Raw genomic sequence first — 16,392 nt, 5'->3', positions numbered from 1 at the left:
CGGGCTTGTCCCCCTCCCCTGCAAGGCAGGGGAGGGCTGGGGTGGGGTGCTCTTTGCGGCAGGATCAAGAGCGACCCCACCCAACCTCCCCTGCAGGCAGGGGAGGAGCGAGAACGATGCCGTATTGCAGCATGGGTTAGAATAGGCGTTTCCCTCGAATAGCGCCGTTCCCCGCATGATCGCACTCGACGGGCAGAGCGCCCTCTCGCCGTTCCGCCTCGAACGCCTCAACGCCCACCTTGATGCCTTGCATCATGGGGTGCGCGTGCAGGCGTCGTGGTTCGTCTATTTCATCGACGCCCAGAGCGCGCCCGAAGGCGAGCTGCGTCAGCGCCTGCTGGCCGTGCTGGAAGCGAAGGACGCCGCCCCGGAGCCGGCCACCTTGTGGGTGGTGCCGCGGCTTGGCACGATTTCGCCGTGGTCGAGCAAGGCGACCGACATCGTGCATGGCGCCGGCTTCGACATCCGCCGCGTCGAGCGCGGTCTGGCCTGGCAGCTCTCCGGCTTGCCGCCGTCTGATGCACCGGACTACGCCGCGATCATGGCCGAGCTGCACGATGCGATGACGCAGTCGGTGCTGACCCGCATCGAGGACGCGCAAGGCCTGTTCCTGGCCGGCTCGCCCGGCGATCTGGTCTACGTGGTGCTGGGCGACCAGCCGCAGGCCGCGCTGGCCGAGGCCAACACGCGGCTGGGCCTGGCGCTGGCCGACGACGAGATCGATTACCTGGTCGATCGCTATGCCGAACTGGGTCGTGATCCCACCGACGCCGAACTTTTCATGTTCGCCCAGGCCAACTCCGAACACTGCCGGCACAAGGTGTTCAACGCCAGCTGGACGGTGGACGGCACCGAACAGGACAAGAGCCTGTTCGGCATGATCAAGCACACCCATCAGCATTCGCCGGCGCATACGCTGTCCGCCTACTCGGACAACGCCGCGGTGATCGAGGGCAGCACCGGCAAGCGGTTCCTGGCCGATCCGGCCGATGACGTGTGGCGTGGCCACGAGGAACGCATCGATTTCGCGATCAAGGTGGAGACGCACAACCATCCCACCGCGATCGCGCCGTGGCCGGGTGCCGCCACCGGCGCCGGCGGCGAAATCCGCGACGAAGGTGCCACCGGTCGTGGCGGCAAGCCGAAGGCCGGGCTCACCGGCTTCTCGGTCTCCGACCTGCGCATTCCCGGCCATCCGCAGCCGTGGGAAGTGCAGCGTCCGCTGCCGCCGCGGATGGCCGGCGCGTTCGAGATCATGCGCGACGGCCCGCTCGGTGCGGCCGCGTTCAACAACGAGTTTGGCCGTCCGTGCCTGGGCGGCTATTTCCGCAGTTACGAAACCGAGCTGCCCGGCCAGCCCGGTTTCCGCCGCGGCTACGACAAGCCGATCATGCTGGCCGGCGGCCTGGCCAACCTGCGCCCCGGCGATGTGCTGAAGCGTGCGGTGCAGCCGGGCAACAAGGTGATCGTGCTGGGCGGCCCGGCGATGCTGATCGGCCTCGGTGGCGGCGCGGCTTCGTCGGTCGCCGGCGGCGCCTCCAGCGCCGAGCTGGACTTCGCCTCGGTGCAGCGCGACAACGCCGAGATGGAGCGGCGCTGCCAGCAGGTGATCGACGCCTGCTGCGCGCGTGGTGCCAACAACCCGATCGTCAGCGTGCACGACGTGGGCGCCGGCGGCTTGTCCAACGCGATCCCCGAGCTGCTGAACGACGCCGGCGTGGGTGGCGTGATCGACCTGTCGAAGATTCCCTGCGACGACCCTTCGCTGTCGCCGATGCAGGTGTGGAGTAACGAGTCGCAGGAGCGCTACGTACTCGCCATTGCGCCGGAAGACCTCGCCGAATTCGAGGCGATGTGCCTGCGCGAGCGCTGCCCGTATGCGGTGGTCGGCGACGCCACCGCCGAACGCCAGCTGGTGCTGACCGATCCGCGTCGCGAGCTGACCGTGATCGACCTGCCGATGGACGTGCTGTTCGGCAAGCCGCCACGAATGCATCGTGATGCGAAGCGGGTCAAGCCGCGCATCGACCTGGTGCCGGACCTGTCCGGCGTGGGCATGGACGAAGCCTTGCTGCGCGTGCTGCGCCTGCCCACCGTGGGCAGCAAGAGTTTCCTGATCAACATCGGCGACCGTACCGTCGGTGGGCTGAACCATCGTGATCCGATGGTCGGTCCGTGGCAGGTGCCGGTGGCCGATTGCGCGGTGACCATCGCCGACTTCGACGGCTACGCCGGCGAGGCGATGGCGATGGCCGAGCGCGCGCCGGTGGCCCTGCTCAGCAGCGCCGATGCAGCGCGCATGGCGGTGGGCGAGGCGATCACCAATCTGGCTGCCGCACCGATCGACAGTCTGGGGGAGATCCGCCTGTCGGCAAACTGGATGGCGGCGGTGAGTCATCCGGGCGAAGACGCCGCGCTGTTCGACGCGGTCAAGGCGGTGGGCATGGAATTGTGCCCGGCGCTGGATATCTCGATCCCGGTCGGCAAGGACTCGCTGTCGATGCAGACGGTGTGGCACGACGGCGAGAGGGAGCAGCACACGGTGTCGCCGGTGTCGCTGGTGATCACCGGTTTCGCCCGCGTCGCCGACGTGCGCCGCACGCTCACGCCGCAACTGCGGCTCGATCGCGGTCATTCGGAGCTGTGGCTGGTGGACCTGGGCGCCGGTCGCGACCGGCTCGGTGGCTCCTGCCTGACCCAGGTGTTCAACCGCTCCGGTGGCGTGCCGCCGGATCTGGACGATCCGAAACGACTCAAGGCACTGTTCGAGCTGATCCAGGAAGCGAACGCCGCCGGCCTGCTGCTCGCGTACCACGACCGTTCCGACGGTGGCGTCATCACCACCCTGATGGAGATGGCCTTCGCCGGTCACTGCGGCCTGGAGCTTCATCTGGACGGCTGGGCCGAGGCGACGCTGCGCGCGCTGTTCAACGAGGAACTCGGCGCGGTGGTGCAGGTGGCCGAGGCGAACCGCGAGGCGTTCGAGGCGCTGCTGGTCAAGTACGGCCTGGCCGGCCTCAGCTACCGCATCGGTCGACCCAAGGAGAAGCTCGGCATCAAGCTGTTCCTCGGCGACGAGACCCTGTTCAAGTGGAACTGGAGCACGCTGTACAAGGCGTGGAACGAGACCAGTCACGCCATGCAGCGCCTGCGCGACAACCCGCAGAGCGCCGACGCCGAACTGGAATGGCGGATGGACGATGCCGACCCGGGCATCAGCCCGAAGCTCAGCTTCGACCCGCTGCAGGACGTGGCCGCCGCGTTGATCGCCAGCGGCAAGCGCCCGCGCATCGCGATCCTGCGCGAGCAGGGCGTCAATGGCCAGGTGGAAATGGCGGCGGCATTCACCCGCGCCGGCTTCGACGCGGTCGACGTGCACATGTCCGATCTGGCCAGCGGGCGCGTGAAGCTGGCCGACTTCCGCGGCTTCGCGGCGTGCGGCGGGTTCTCCTATGGCGACGTGCTCGGTGCCGGTCGTGGCTGGGCCACCTCGATCCTCTACAACCCGCTGCTGCGCGAGCAGTTCGCCGCATTCTTCGCCGACCCGACGAAGTTCGCGCTCGGCGTGTGCAACGGCTGCCAGATGCTGGCGCAGCTGAAGGAAATCATTCCCGGCGCGCAGCACTGGCCGAAGTTCCTGCGCAATGCGTCCGAACAGTACGAGTCGCGCCTGGTCACGCTGGAAATCCTCGACACGCCGAGCCTGTTCTTCAAGGGCATGGTCGGCTCGCGGATTCCGGTGGCGGTGGCGCACGGCGAGGGCCGGGTCAGCTTTCCGCAGGTGTGCAGCCCGGCCAAGTCGAACGGCGCGGTGCGCTTCGTCGACAACCGCGGCAAGCCGACCGAGAACTTCCCGCTCAACACCAACGGTTCGCCCGGCGGCCTGGCCGGCTTCACCGCCGCCGATGGTCGCGTGACGATCATGATGCCGCACCCCGAGCGGGTATTCCGCAGCGTGCAGTTGAGCTGGCATCCGGAACAGTGGAGCGAGGATTCACCGTGGATGCGCATGTTCCGCAACGCGCGCGTGTGGTGCGGCTGATCGCCCATCGTGTGATGCGGCGCTGAGCGATGGCCCGGCGCCGCGGGTTGACGTGGAACCTGCTGCTGATGGCGGCGTGGCTGCTGTTGCTGGCGCTGCTGCCGTGGTGGCTGGGCTTGCCGCTGCTGCTCGCGCTGGTTGCGGTCGTGGTTTTGCTGCAGCACCGGCTGGCCGTCGCGCACGTCGCGCTGATCCGGTGGGGCTTGCGCTGGGGCCTGCCTGGCCTGCTGTTTGCGCTGCAACGCAGCCTGGGTGGCGATGCTTTCGCCTGGGGCGCGGCCTTGCTCGGCGCACTCGCCGGGTACACCTTGCTGGCCGGACTGGAAGCATGGCTGGACCGCGAACGGCGCCGCGCGCCGGCTGCTGCGCCGTCGGCCGAGTGGCCCGAGCTGGCGCTGGCGTCGAGCGAACCGCCAGCGCGGATCATCGAGTTGCAGCCGGTGCAATGGCAGCCGGTCGGCGAGCCGCTGATCGATCCGCTGGGTGGCCAGGTGCTGTGCGCCGCCGGCAGCTGTCGCTTCGCCGGCGGTGAACGCATCGAACAGGTCGGCTCGGCGCTGGCCTTCAGTCCGTCCGGGCGCTGGCTGATTGCGCACCTGCGCGACGAGCGCCAGCTGCTGCTGTGGGATCGCCAGCGCGAGCGTCGGCATCTTCTGCGTGGCTGGCAACTGGCGGGTTGGGATGGCGAGCAGCCCTGGCTGAGCCGCGGCGAAAACGCCATGCCATTGGCCTTGCCGGCCGTGCTTGGCGAAGACGGCGACGACGACTGACCGTCACGCGCGGCGAGCATTCCGGGTCACATCGACGCACGAGGTTTTCCGATCACCCGTCTCCGCGCATACTGGGCAGATGGATACCCCCGCCTTCCATCGCTCGCCGTTCGTGCTTCCGCTCAGCGTGGTCGTGGTATCCGCCGACAGTGGACCGGCCCTGCGCGACTGCGTGCGCAGCATCCTGGCCAGCACGCTGTCGCTGGAACTGCTGCTGGTCGACAACGATTCGCACGACGGCATACCCGAGGCGATCGAGCGCGCGCACGCCCACGACCACAGGCTGAAGGTGATCTACAACCACCACAACCTCGGTTTCGGCCCGGCGGTGAACCAGGCTTCGCAGCAGGCGCACGGTGACGCACTGCTGGTGCTGAACCCCGATTGCATTCTGCAAGACGGCGACCTGCAGCGGCTGGTCGGCCTGCTCGCCGGCAAGCCCAAGGTCGGCCTGATTGGCGCGGTGGTCTGCGACGCCGAGGGTCACGTCGACCCGGCCTCGTGGCGGCGCGACCCGCTGTTGCAGCGTTCGCTCAACAGCCTGCTCAACCGGCCGGGCGAAAAGATCAACGTGGGCGAGGCGATCCCGCCCCGGCTGATCGAGGCCGAGGCGGTGTCCGGTGCGCTGATGCTGATGCCGCGCGCGTTGTTCCAGCGCATGGGCGGCTTCGACGAAGACTACTTCCTGCATTGCGAGGACCTCGACCTGTGCCGCCGCGTGCGCGACATCGGCTACCAGGTGCTGCTTGCCGGCGACATCCGCGTGCACCACGGCAAGGGCAGCTCCAGCCGGCATCGGCCGGTGTTCGTCAGCCGGCACAAGCATCGCGGCATGTGGCAATGGTTTCGCAAGCACGATCCGGCGGCCGACAATCGACTGGTTTCGGCCGTCGTGTGGCTGGGCATCTGGATGCATTTCGTGCTGCAGATCCCTGGCCAGCTGTGGCGTTTGCTGCTGTTCAAGGCAGGCCGGACCACGGCGGCTCGCGACGACGACTGAGGCGCGCCACCTGTCGGCACAATTGCGCTAACGTGCCCGCCTCCCCCGGTTCTCGACACTCACCCATGCCAGCCAGCCGCCGCGGCCTCACCATGCTAGCCACCCTCGGCCTCGTCGCCATGACGGCGGTATGGGGCTCGACCTTCGTGCTGATCAAGGACGTGGTCGGCCGCATGCCGGTGGCGGATTTCCTCGCCGTGCGCTTCGTGATCGCCGCCGCGGCGATGCTGCTGCTGTTCGCCCGCCCGGTGTGGCGGCTCGGTCGCCGGCAGGCGCTGCTCGGCCTGTTGCTGGGTGTGATCTACGGTGCCGGCCAGCTGCTGCAGACCTGGGGGTTGTCGCTGATCGCGCCCAGCGTGAGCGGTTTCGCCACCGGCATGTATGTGGTGTTCACCCCGATCCTGGCGATGCTGCTGCTCGGCCAGCGCATGGCCGCGATCGTGTGGGTGGCAGTGCTGCTGTCCACCCTCGGCCTGGGCCTGTTGTCGTTGAACGGCGTGTCGGTGGATCTGGGCGTGTGGCTGACCCTGGCCTCCGCCGCGCTGTACGCGCTGCACATCGTGCTGCTGGGTCAGTGGTCGCGGCAGGGCGAGGCGTTCGGCCTGTCGGCGGTGCAGATGGTGGCGATCGCCGCGGTGTGCCTGCTCGCCACCGCACCGCATGGCCCGGTGCTGCCGCCCGATCGCAGCGCGTGGTTCGCCGTGCTGTACATGGCGCTGATCGCCGGCGCCGGCGCGATGCTGATGCAGACCTGGGCGCAATCGCACCTGCCGGCGGCGCGCGCGGCGATCGTGATGACCACTGAGCCGGTGTTCGCCGCGGCCTTTGCAGTGTTGCTCGGCGTGGATGTGCTGAGCTGGCGCATGCTGGTTGGCGGTGGGCTGATCCTCGCCGCCATGTATCTGGTCGAGCTGCTGCCGCCGAAGGGGGAGGTGGTTACGCTGCCGGCGGAGGCGGTGCATCACGAGGTGTGAGGGGGTGTTGGATCTGGCCTGTCACCGCGTCGGAGTTATTATTTGGATCAAAAGCGTTTCGTCCTCCTGCGGAGGGCGAGTTACTTCTCTTACTCCGGGCATCCTGCCCTGCGCCCTTCGGGCCAGCTGCGCTGTTCGCACACGTTCCTGACGTGTGCGTGGCGATTCAAGAGAAGTGACTCGCCCTCCGCAGGAGGACGAAACGCCTTTGTTCGAATCACACGGACATGTTGTTGGTGTAGTTCAACGAACTACCTGACCAAGCCGGGTCCCGCGTTTCGCGGCTGCAGCGCAATGCGCACCAGGTAGATGATGATCGCCACGTTGCCCACCAGCGTGGCCAGCTTCAGCCAGCCGAAGTGGTACAGCGTCTCGTAGAGCTCCAGCGGGATCAGCGAGCCGGTGGCGATCACGGTGAACCATTCGGCCCAGTACTTGCCCAGCCACAGGCCGACGCCCTCGATGCCGAACAGCACTGCGTAACCGAGCGCGACCAGCCCCACCGCCACGAACTTGTTTGGCCCGAACTCATGCAGCAGTTCCACCAGCTTCCAGCGCAAGCCGTTGCTGTCGGCCAGCGAAAGATGCTCCAGCCAGTGCACCAGTCGATCGAAATTCTGTTCGTGGTAGAAATGAAACGCCGCCCCCGCCACCAGCAGCAGGCACAGCGTCTTGACGATCTCGTAGATCGCGATGACCCGCAGGCCGGCATGCCGGGGTTCGCGCTGGGGCATGGGGGTCATGGGAGGATCACCGGGGTGGTGGGCGGCGCGGACGATCGAAGGCTCATCGCCCATTGTCGCCGCCGTGGCCGGATTGGTCGAGGTGGCATCCGGCATGGCTTGACGCCGCCGCGGGGGGTCGTCACGCTGCGTCGATGAATCTCTTGCTGCTCCGCAATGCGCAGGTCTTTGCGCCCGAACCGCTGGGAATGCAGCACCTGCTGCTGGGTGGCGGTCGCATCCTGTGGATGGGCGCGACGCTGGCCGAACTGCCCGCCACGCTGGCGGTGCAGACGATCGACCTGCACGGACGCCGGCTGATTCCCGGGCTCATCGACGCCCATGTGCACGTGACCGGTGGTGGTGGCGAGGCGGGTTTCCGCACGCGCGTGCCGCCGCAGGGCGTGTCGCGCTTCACCCGCGCCGGCATCACCACCGTGGTCGGCCTGCTCGGCACCGATGACGTGGCGCGCGGGCCGCGCGACCTGCTGGCGACGGTGTATGCGCTGCGCGAGGAAGGTCTCACCGCGCTGGCCTTCACCGGCGGCTATCACGTGCCGCCACGAACCTTGACCGGCACGGTGCGTGGCGATCTGGTGTTCGTCGAGGCGCTGATCGGCATCGGCGAGGTGGCGATCAGCGATCACCGCTCCAGCCAGCCCACGTTCGATGAACTGCTGCGGCTGGCTGCCGACGCGCATGTCGCCGGGTTGATGAGCGGCAAGGCCGGCTTGCTGCACCTGCATCTTGGCGATGGCCCGCGCGGGCTGGAACTGGTGCGTCGCGCGCTGGACGAAAGCGAGCTGCCGCCGCGCGTGTTCCATCCGACCCACGTGAACCGGCGCAAGGCGCTGTTCGACGAGGCGCTGGAGCTGGCCGCGCGCGGCTGCACGATCGATCTCACGGCGTTTCCGGTCGAGGAGGGCGAGGATGCCTGGAGCGCGGCTGATGCGCTGATCCGCTACCTCGACAGCAGTGCACCGGGCGAACGCATCACGGTCAGTTCGGACGCCGGTGGCTGCCTGCCGGTATTCGATGCCGAGGGCCATGTCTGCCGCATGGGCGTGGGCGAATCCGGCGCGCTGCTGGAAACCCTCAATGAAGTGTTGAAGCGCGGTGTGCCGCTGGAGCGCGCGTTGCCTGCGTTCACCAGCAATCCGGCCAGGTTGTTGCGGCTGCCGGCCAAGGGCCGGATCCGGGTCGGCGCCGATGCGGATCTGGTCGCGCTGGACGCCGCCGGCGCCGCGCATGATGTAATGGCCGGTGGCGTCGTGCATGTGCGCGACGGCCACATCGAACATCGCGGCACGTTCGAGAACGCCATCTAGACGTTCGATGCGTCAGCATGGATCGGATGATCCGCCGGACTCAGAGAACCGCATGAAATCGAAAGAAGAAGTTGAGAACCAGATGAGTCCCAGCAGGGTGATGGAAGGGGAGCAGCGCGGCTGGATCGTACCGATCGGCGGCGCCGAGGAAAAAGAGAACGATCCGCGCATCCTCGAGCGCTTCGTGCAACTGTGCGGCGGTGCCGACGCGAACATCGTGGTGATTCCCACGGCCAGCCAGCTGGCCGATACCGGGCCGCGTTACGAGAAGCTGTTCACCGGCCTGGGTGCCGGCGAAGTCGGCGTGCTCGACTTCGACATGCGCCGCGATGCGGTGGAGAAGAACCGGCTTGAGCGGCTCGATCGGGCCACCGGCATCTTCTTCACCGGCGGCAACCAGCTGCGTCTTTCCACCATGCTCGGCGGCACGCCGGTGGCGCAGCGGATCCGCGCCTTGAATGCGCGCGGCGTGCACGTGGGCGGCACCAGCGCAGGTGCCAGCATCCTCAGCGAGCACATGATCGCGTTCGGCAAGGAAGGCCTCTCGCCCACCGCCGGCAGCGTGCGGCTGGCGCCGGGGCTGGGACTGACCAATCGCTTCATCATCGATCAGCATTTCAGCCAGCGCGACCGGCTCGGCCGCTTGATGGCGGCGCTGGCGTACAACCCGTATGCGGTCGGCATCGGCCTGGACGAGGACACCGCCGCGTTCATCCGCCCGGACAACACCGTGGAAGTGGAAGGCAGCGGCGCGGTAACCGTGCTGGATGCGGGCAACCTGCAGTTCTCCTCGATGGCCGACGCGGGCGAGCACGACACGGTGTGCATGCTCGGCATGACCATCCACGTGCTGATCGCCGGGGCCACCTTCAACATGCAGACGCGCCACGCCTCGGCGGGTACGCTGGCGATGCCGAAACAAACCTCATAACGCGAGCTTAGGCTCCCCAAAGGCTCAAGGAGCTGCGCATGCGCATTCTGGAACGATCCGTTTTTGTCGGCCCGTCGTTGTATGCGCACTTCCCGGTGATCCGGCTGGAGCTCGACCTCGGTGAACTCGAACAATGGCCGACGGGGAAACTCGGGCCGGCCTTCGTCGATGGACTGGTCGACGCGTTGCCGGGGCTGGCCGAGCACGGCTGCTCGTATCGCGAGCCCGGCGGCTTCATCCGCCGCATGCGCGAAGGCGAGGGCACCTGGCTCGGTCACGTGCTCGAACACGTGGCGATCGAGTTGCAGAATGTCGCCGGTGAAGACGTCACCTTCGGCAAGACGCGCAGCGCCGACAAGCCGGGCGTGTATTCGGTGGTCTACGAATACGTGCAGAAGGAAGAAGGCATCGCCGCCGGCGAGCTGGCCCTGCGCCTGCTGTCGTCATTGCTGCCGGCGGAACTGCAGCCGCGCGGCAGCGTACCGGAAGGCTGGGAGTGGACGAGCGCGCGCGACGAGTTCATCCGCTACGCGCAGCGTCGAGCGCTCGGTCCTTCGACCGCCTCGCTGGTGCGCGCAGCCGAAGAGCGCGACATCCCGTGGCTGCGCCTCAATGAGCAGTCGCTGGTGCAGCTGGGGCACGGCAAATACCAGCAGCGCATCCAGGCCACGGTGACCGGACGCACGCCGCACATCGCGGTGGAGCTGGCCAGCGACAAGGAGGAGACCAACAAGATCCTCGCCTCGCTCGGCCTGCCGGTACCCAAGCAGGAACTGGTGCAAAGTGAAGACGGCGCACTGCGCGCGGCACGCCGGCTCGGCGTGCCGGTGGTGACCAAGCCGTTCAACGGCAACCACGGCCGCGGCATTTCGATCCACCTGATGACCGACGAGGAAATCATCGAAGGTTTCAAGGCCGCGCGCGAACATTCGCGTTCGGTGATCGTGGAGAACTTCCTCAGCGGCGACGACCATCGCCTGCTGGTGGTCAACGGCGAGCTGGTCGCCGCCACGCGGCGCACGCCCGGTCACGTGGTCGGTGATGGTCGCCGCACGATCGCGCAACTGGTCGACGGGGTGAATGCCGATCCACGCCGCGGCATCGGCCACGAGAAAGTGCTGACCCGGCTGGTGCTGGATGCGCAGGCCGAGATGATGATGGAGCGGGTCGGCTACACCGCCGACGCGGTGCCCAAGGCAGACGAGATCGTCTACCTGCGTTCCACCGCCAACCTGTCCACTGGCGGCACCGCCACCGACGTCACCGACATCATCCATCCGGACAACCGCGACATGGCGGTGCGCGCGATCCGCGCGATCGGGCTGGACGTGGGCGGCGTGGATTTCCTGACGACCAATATCGCCGAGAGCTACAAGAGCATCGGCGGCGGCATCTGCGAGGTGAATGCCGCGCCAGGCTTCCGCATGCACGTGAGTCCCAGCGAAGGCACGCCGCGCGACGCGGCCGGGCCGGTGATCGACATGCTGTTTCCGCCGGGCTCGCCGGCGCGCGTGCCGATCGCCGCGCTCACCGGCACCAACGGCAAGACCACCACCGCGCGCATGCTGGCGCACATCACCAAGATGGCCGGCTACACGCCGGGCCTGACCACCACCGACGGCGTCTACATCGACGGCCAGCGCACAGTCGAGGGCGACATGACCGGGCCGGTGTCCGCACGCATGGTGCTGTCCGATCCGCAGATCGACATCGCGGTGCTGGAAACCGCACGCGGCGGCCTGCTGCGGGCCGGCATGGGCGTGGCCAAGGTCAACGTCGGTGCGGTGCTCAACGTGCAGTCCGATCATCTGGGACTCAAGGGCATCGACACGCTGGAGCAGCTCGCCGAGGTCAAGCGCATCGTGGTCGAGGTGGCCACCGATTGCGCCGTGCTCAACGCCGACGATCCGCTGGTGCTGAAGATGTCCGGCTACACCGACGCCAAGGTGATCTGCTATGTCACCATGAATCCCTCGCACGCGCTGGTGCGCGAGCACGTGCGTGCGGGCGGCCGCGCCTGCGCGCTGGAGGCCGGCGTCAACGGCGCGATGATCACGCTGTACGACAAGGGCAGCCACATCCCGCTGCTGTGGACCCACCTGATTCCGGCGACGCTGGAAGGGCGCGCGCTGCACAACGTGCAGAACGCGATGGTCGCTGCGTCGATGGCGTTCTCGCTGGGCATCAAGCTCGACGCGATCCGCCAGGGCCTGCGCACGTTCGACACCACGTTCTTCCAGGCGCCGGGGCGCATGAACGTGTACAGCGAACATCCATTCAAGGTGCTGTTCGACTACGGCCACAACGCGCACGCGGTATCGGTGATGGCCGACCTGGCCGGGCGGCTTGACGTGACCGGCCGGCGCATCGTGGTACTGGCCGGGCCGGGCGATCGCCGCGACGAGGATCTGGTCGCGATCGCCGATGCGGTGGCCGGCCGTTTCGATCACTACATCTGCCGCCGCGACGATGCGCTGCGCGGCCGCGATGGCGACGAGGTGCCGGGCATCCTGGCGCGCGCGCTGCGCGCGGCCGGCGTGCCGGACGACGCGATCTCGATCATCCCGGACGAGCAGAAGGCGATCGATGCCGCCTTGGGCATGGGTCGCTCCGGCGACCTGCTGCTGGTGTTCGCCGATGCGCTGGTGCGTTCGTGGAAGCAGATCATCAAGTTCCGTCCCGAGGGTGCGCCCGAAGTCCGTGCCGAAACCGGGGCGGCATCGATAACCCCGCCGGTGACCGAGGCGGCGTTCGACGAGTCGAGCTTTGCCGATCTGGGCGACGTGGTGCGCGATGAACGCGGTGTGCGGTTCTCGCGCGAGAGTGACGATTGAGCATCCTGCCTGCCGCGTTACCGTTCGACGATTCGCGTCGCCTCACCGGCTGCAACCTGTACTTCGACGGCACCGGCGCCGTGCTGGAGGCCGTCGGTGTCGCCATCGACGACGCGCTGCTGGATGGCTGGCGCGCGCGGGTGGCGTTTGCTCGCCGCGCACTTGGCTGGGCTGACGCGCCGCTCGTCGTGCGTCGCCATGCCGGTGGCGCAGCGCTCGCCTTCGAAGCGCCGATCGACCAGCTGTTCAGCGCGACCGAAGTGAACGAATGGGCGTGGCTGGCGACGCTCGCCACTGCGCGTGCCGTGGATGCGGGACTGCATGCGCCGGGTCATCCCGCGGCATGGGACGAAGTTTCCGCGCTGCATACGCTGCGCGCATTCGCTGTTGCCGAACGACAGCCCGAACTGCCGCTGCTGGTGCAGGCCGCCGAGGCGCGCGGGCTCACCGTGTTGATCGACGATGAGGTGTTCTCGATCGGCGAAGGAACAGGTGTCCGCAGCTGGCCGCTGAAAGATCTTCCCGCCATCGACGCCATGCCGTGGACCGCGCTGCACGATATTCCGGTGGCGCTGGTGACCGGCTCCAACGGCAAGACGACGACGGTGCGACTGCTCGCCGCGATGGCGCAGGCGCATGGCTGGCATGCCGGGCACAGCTGCACCGACGGCGTCTTCGTCGATGGCCGCGCGATCGACTCCGGCGACTTCTCCGGCCCCGCCGGTGCGCGCGAGGTGTTGCGGCAACCGCAGGTCGAGGCGGCGGTGCTGGAGACCGCGCGTGGCGGCATCCTGCGCCGTGGCCTCGCCGTGCGGCGCGCGAACGTGGCGGTGGTCACCAACGTCAGCGACGATCATTTCGGCGAATACGGCATCCACGACCTGGACGGCCTGGCGGCGGTGAAGCTCACCGTGGCGCGCGTGCTCGGCGAAGACGGCCTGCTGGTGGTGAATGCCGACGACGCCGTGCTGGTCAGGCAGTCCGCCGCCTTGTCGGTGCCGCTTGGCTGGTTCGCGCTCGACGACGCGCATCCGCTGCTGCGCGCCCTGCGCGAACACGGTGGCAGCACCTGCGGCGTGCGCGACGGCCATCTGCATCTGTTCCATCAAGGCGTCGATCACGACCTGGGTGTGGTCGCGCAGATGCCGCTGAGCTTCGCCGGCAGCGCCGGCTACAACATCGCGAATATCGCGGCTGCCGCGCTGGCAGCTTCGGCGCTCGGCATTCCCGCCGAGACCATCGCCAGCGTGCTGGCACGCTTCGGCAGCGCGCATGCCGACAACCCCGGCCGCCTGCAGCACTGGCGCTTCGGCACGCTGCAGGTATTCGTCGACTACGCGCACAACCCGGAAGGGTTGCGTGGTCTGCTCGGCGTCGCCACGACATCGCTGGGCCATGGACGTCTTGGACTGGTGCTGGGCCAGGCCGGCAATCGCGAGGACGCCGATATTCGCGAACTCGCTGCGGTGGCTGCCAGCTTCCATCCACAGCGTGTGGTGTTGAAGGATATCGACGGCTTCATGCGTGGCCGGGTGGCCGGCGAGGTCGCGGGTATCTTGCGCGATGCGCTGGTGCAGAACGCGGTGCCGGTGGAGGCGATTGTCGAATGCCTCGACGAGCTTGATGCGGTGCGTGGGTTGCTGGCGTGGGCGCACGATGGCGACGTGCTGGTTCTTCCAACGCATGGCGTGCAGGCGCGACAAGCCGTCGTCGAATTGCTGGATGGGTTGCAGGCGACGGAGTGGTTGGCGAGTGCTTCGCTGCCATCGAGTTGATCGAGCTCGTGGTGGTTCGATGACGTGTAGGAGCGCACCTTGTGCGCGATGCTCTGTGCGCTGATGTGTTTATTGCGAATCAAGAGCTTTCACCCTCCTGCGGAGGGCGAGGTACTTCTCTTTTGCTTGTCCCAGTACTGTCCGGTTAATCGGGGAATAGAATCAACTGGTTAGCGGCGTCGCTTCCGGAACTCGGTAGTTCTTGCTGCCGCAGGGTGCGTTCCAGTGAGGTTTGCTCGAATAGCGTCACGCTCAGGATCTGTAAAATTTCGTAGAGCGAAGCCTTCAAGTGAAGGCGCTTGCGCACGATGGCGATGAGCACATAGACGGCAACGGCGATCCAGACCTGGGTCTTCACGGCATTGAGTGAGGTGCCGAAAAATGCCTTGATATGTAGGTGCTGCTTGATCCATTTGAAGAAGATTTCGATCTGCCAGCGATGGCGATACAAGGCGCTGATCGTCGTTGCTGGTAGTGAGAAGTGATTGGTCAACAGGACGATGGATTGACCGCTGTCGGGATCACGTACACGTACGCGACGCAGGACACAGGGATACCTCGCACGGACCACATCGCGCACCAGCACCACGGTCTGATCGCAACCGATCAGACGTCGATCTGCCACCGGTTGAGAATAGCGTCGACGCACGCGCAGGTTCTTCTTCGTGCGCATGAGGAAGAACGCACCCTCGCAGTGGAAGCGGTACAAGCGCTCGAAGTCGAGGTAGGCACGATCCATCACATAGATCGCGCCTGGCTCGGGCATCAGCTCGTCGAGCATGTGCACATCGTGCTGGCGTGACTCGGAAAAGCTGATCACGGTGGGGATGGCACCGCGGATGTCGAGCAGCGTATGCAGCTTGAGACCGCCGCGACCAAGGTGCATGGCACGCGCCCACGGGAACACCGACAGGCAGAGTTCAATCGTGGTCGAGTCGAGTGCATAGGCAGTGTGGGCCAACTCGATATCGAGCGGATCGTTGACATAGAGTCGTCGGGCCGTCGTGATCAGGCCCTGTGCAAACTCGGCATAGATACGCCAGTCACGCTGTTCGTTGGCATCGGCCAAGGTGCTGCGCGCCACATGTCCGCGGATGCCAAGGTGATAAAGCTTGGCCTGGTGCGCGCGCAGACAGATCTCGATATCGCGCAGGCTCTCGCGTCCGCTGAGCTGAGCGAAAGCCATGCACAGAAACTGATCGAGGCAGGTAAAGCGTTTCACGTAGCGATCGCCGTCGTACTTCGCGACGAGGCGTCGGAACGTATGCATTGGCAGATGCCGCATGAGCTGTGTGAATACAAATTGGCCTTCGTGCATGGCGACGCCCTCCCGGTGAGGTCGTCCAGCTTGAGGCCAGCACGGTTGAAATCGCTAACACCCGAACAATGCCATTTTTGTCGCACGATCAAACGTTTACTGAGATCGCCGAGCACTTTCCCCGGACAGTACTGGCTTGTCCAAAAGAGAAGTACCCAAGAGAAAACGACACCCCACTTGGCGCTTGCCGCCCATCCCTGGGCGGCAAGTCCGTGAGGCGGGGCCGGGCTTTTCGACAGGGCATCCTGCCCTGGCGAAAAGGAGCCGACATCCCTGTCGACTCCCGCTGCGCGGCCTGTCGACCCCGACTCACCGCCGCACAGGGGCCCCGGGTAGAGCAGCGGGCCATCCTGGCCCGCACTCGGTGCGCTCCCGCTGCGCGGTAGCGAGAGCTGACGAGCCAAGAGCAAAAAAGTCCCGCTTCGAGCGGGACTTTCCATGGTTGCGAATGTCTCAGTTCGGCCAAAAAGCGTCGTTAGCGAGCATCTGCTTCCGGGTAGCCCCTTGTCAGTGCGACACTTGATCCATGGCAATCCCAATCCACGATTTTGCCCGCAGCCTCGGGTTCTACCCCGAAATCACGGACGGTTGTGAAAGGGTGGAAAACTTCAAATCCTGCCTTGCGGTTCTTCGCCGCATCCTTGGGTTGTGGTGCCGCTCGATGTATTCGAACACATCCGCTCTCGCCGCATCGAGTG

Annotated in this window: 10 protein-coding genes and 1 pseudogene; 8 read left to right on the top strand and 3 right to left on the bottom strand. The window is 66.7% G+C overall.

All coding sequences use genetic code 11. The features are described from left to right. Positions 1-175: 175 nt before the first annotated feature. The 4 genes from purL (at position 176) to ACQGNJ_RS15090 (ending at position 6,786) form a co-directional block, all read left to right on the top strand. On the top strand, positions 176-4,042 hold the full coding sequence (gene purL, locus ACQGNJ_RS15105) for a phosphoribosylformylglycinamidine synthase (protein ID WP_426690076.1): 3,867 nt from the start codon (positions 176-178) through the stop codon (positions 4,040-4,042). A gap of 29 nt (positions 4,043-4,071) precedes the next feature. Beyond that, entirely contained in the window at positions 4,072-4,812 is a 741-nt protein-coding gene (locus ACQGNJ_RS15100; RefSeq protein ID WP_426690075.1) for a hypothetical protein, read from the top strand. Between the two features lie 79 nt (positions 4,813-4,891). Next, entirely contained in the window at positions 4,892-5,812 is a 921-nt protein-coding gene (locus ACQGNJ_RS15095; RefSeq protein ID WP_426690074.1) for a glycosyltransferase family 2 protein, read from the top strand. 65 nt (positions 5,813-5,877) lie between these two features. After that, positions 5,878-6,786, top strand: a complete 909-nt coding sequence (locus ACQGNJ_RS15090; protein ID WP_426690073.1) for a DMT family transporter — start codon at positions 5,878-5,880, stop codon at positions 6,784-6,786. A 251-nt stretch (positions 6,787-7,037) separates the two neighbouring features. Here ACQGNJ_RS15090 and ACQGNJ_RS15085 read toward each other — a convergent pair whose 3' ends face one another. Beyond that, the gene (locus tag ACQGNJ_RS15085; protein ID WP_426690072.1) at positions 7,038-7,529 is read right to left on the bottom strand and encodes a DUF2127 domain-containing protein; all 492 of its coding nucleotides are present in this window, start codon (positions 7,527-7,529) and stop codon (positions 7,038-7,040) included. Between the two features lie 134 nt (positions 7,530-7,663). Between ACQGNJ_RS15085 and iadA the strand changes: the two genes are divergently transcribed. Genes iadA through ACQGNJ_RS15065 form a run of 4 tightly spaced genes read left to right on the top strand, consistent with a single transcriptional unit; the run spans position 7,664 to position 14,376 of the window. Beyond that, positions 7,664-8,836 carry a beta-aspartyl-peptidase gene (iadA, locus tag ACQGNJ_RS15080; RefSeq protein ID WP_426690071.1) on the top strand — a complete coding sequence of 391 codons (1,173 nt, stop codon included), beginning with the start codon at positions 7,664-7,666 and terminating at the stop codon, positions 8,834-8,836. Positions 8,837-8,888: 52 nt separating this feature from the next. After that, positions 8,889-9,767 carry a cyanophycinase gene (locus ACQGNJ_RS15075; RefSeq protein ID WP_426690070.1) on the top strand — a complete coding sequence of 293 codons (879 nt, stop codon included), beginning with the start codon at positions 8,889-8,891 and terminating at the stop codon, positions 9,765-9,767. Positions 9,768-9,805: 38 nt separating this feature from the next. After that, positions 9,806-12,601 (top strand): cyanophycin synthetase, encoded by a 2,796-nt coding sequence (gene cphA / locus ACQGNJ_RS15070; protein WP_426690069.1) that lies wholly within the window; start codon positions 9,806-9,808, stop codon positions 12,599-12,601. After that, positions 12,598-14,376 carry a Mur ligase family protein gene (locus ACQGNJ_RS15065; protein WP_426690068.1) on the top strand — a complete coding sequence of 593 codons (1,779 nt, stop codon included), beginning with the start codon at positions 12,598-12,600 and terminating at the stop codon, positions 14,374-14,376. The genes cphA and ACQGNJ_RS15065 overlap by 4 nt, the downstream gene beginning before the upstream one ends. 145 nt (positions 14,377-14,521) lie before the next feature. On the opposite strand, the gene ACQGNJ_RS15060 is transcribed toward ACQGNJ_RS15065, so the two are convergent. Both ACQGNJ_RS15060 and ACQGNJ_RS15055 read right to left on the bottom strand, forming a co-directional pair. Further along, the gene (locus ACQGNJ_RS15060) at positions 14,522-15,694 is read right to left on the bottom strand and encodes an IS4 family transposase (RefSeq protein ID WP_426687204.1); all 1,173 of its coding nucleotides are present in this window, start codon (positions 15,692-15,694) and stop codon (positions 14,522-14,524) included. A gap of 567 nt (positions 15,695-16,261) precedes the next feature. After that, positions 16,262-16,392 (bottom strand): annotated as a pseudogene (locus tag ACQGNJ_RS15055) (IS3 family transposase); the annotation flags it as partial.

The organism is Rhodanobacter ginsengiterrae, assembly GCF_050026815.1.
GTDB lineage: Bacteria > Pseudomonadota > Gammaproteobacteria > Xanthomonadales > Rhodanobacteraceae > Rhodanobacter > Rhodanobacter ginsengiterrae.
This window is presented reverse-complemented; position numbering and strand designations above follow the sequence as displayed.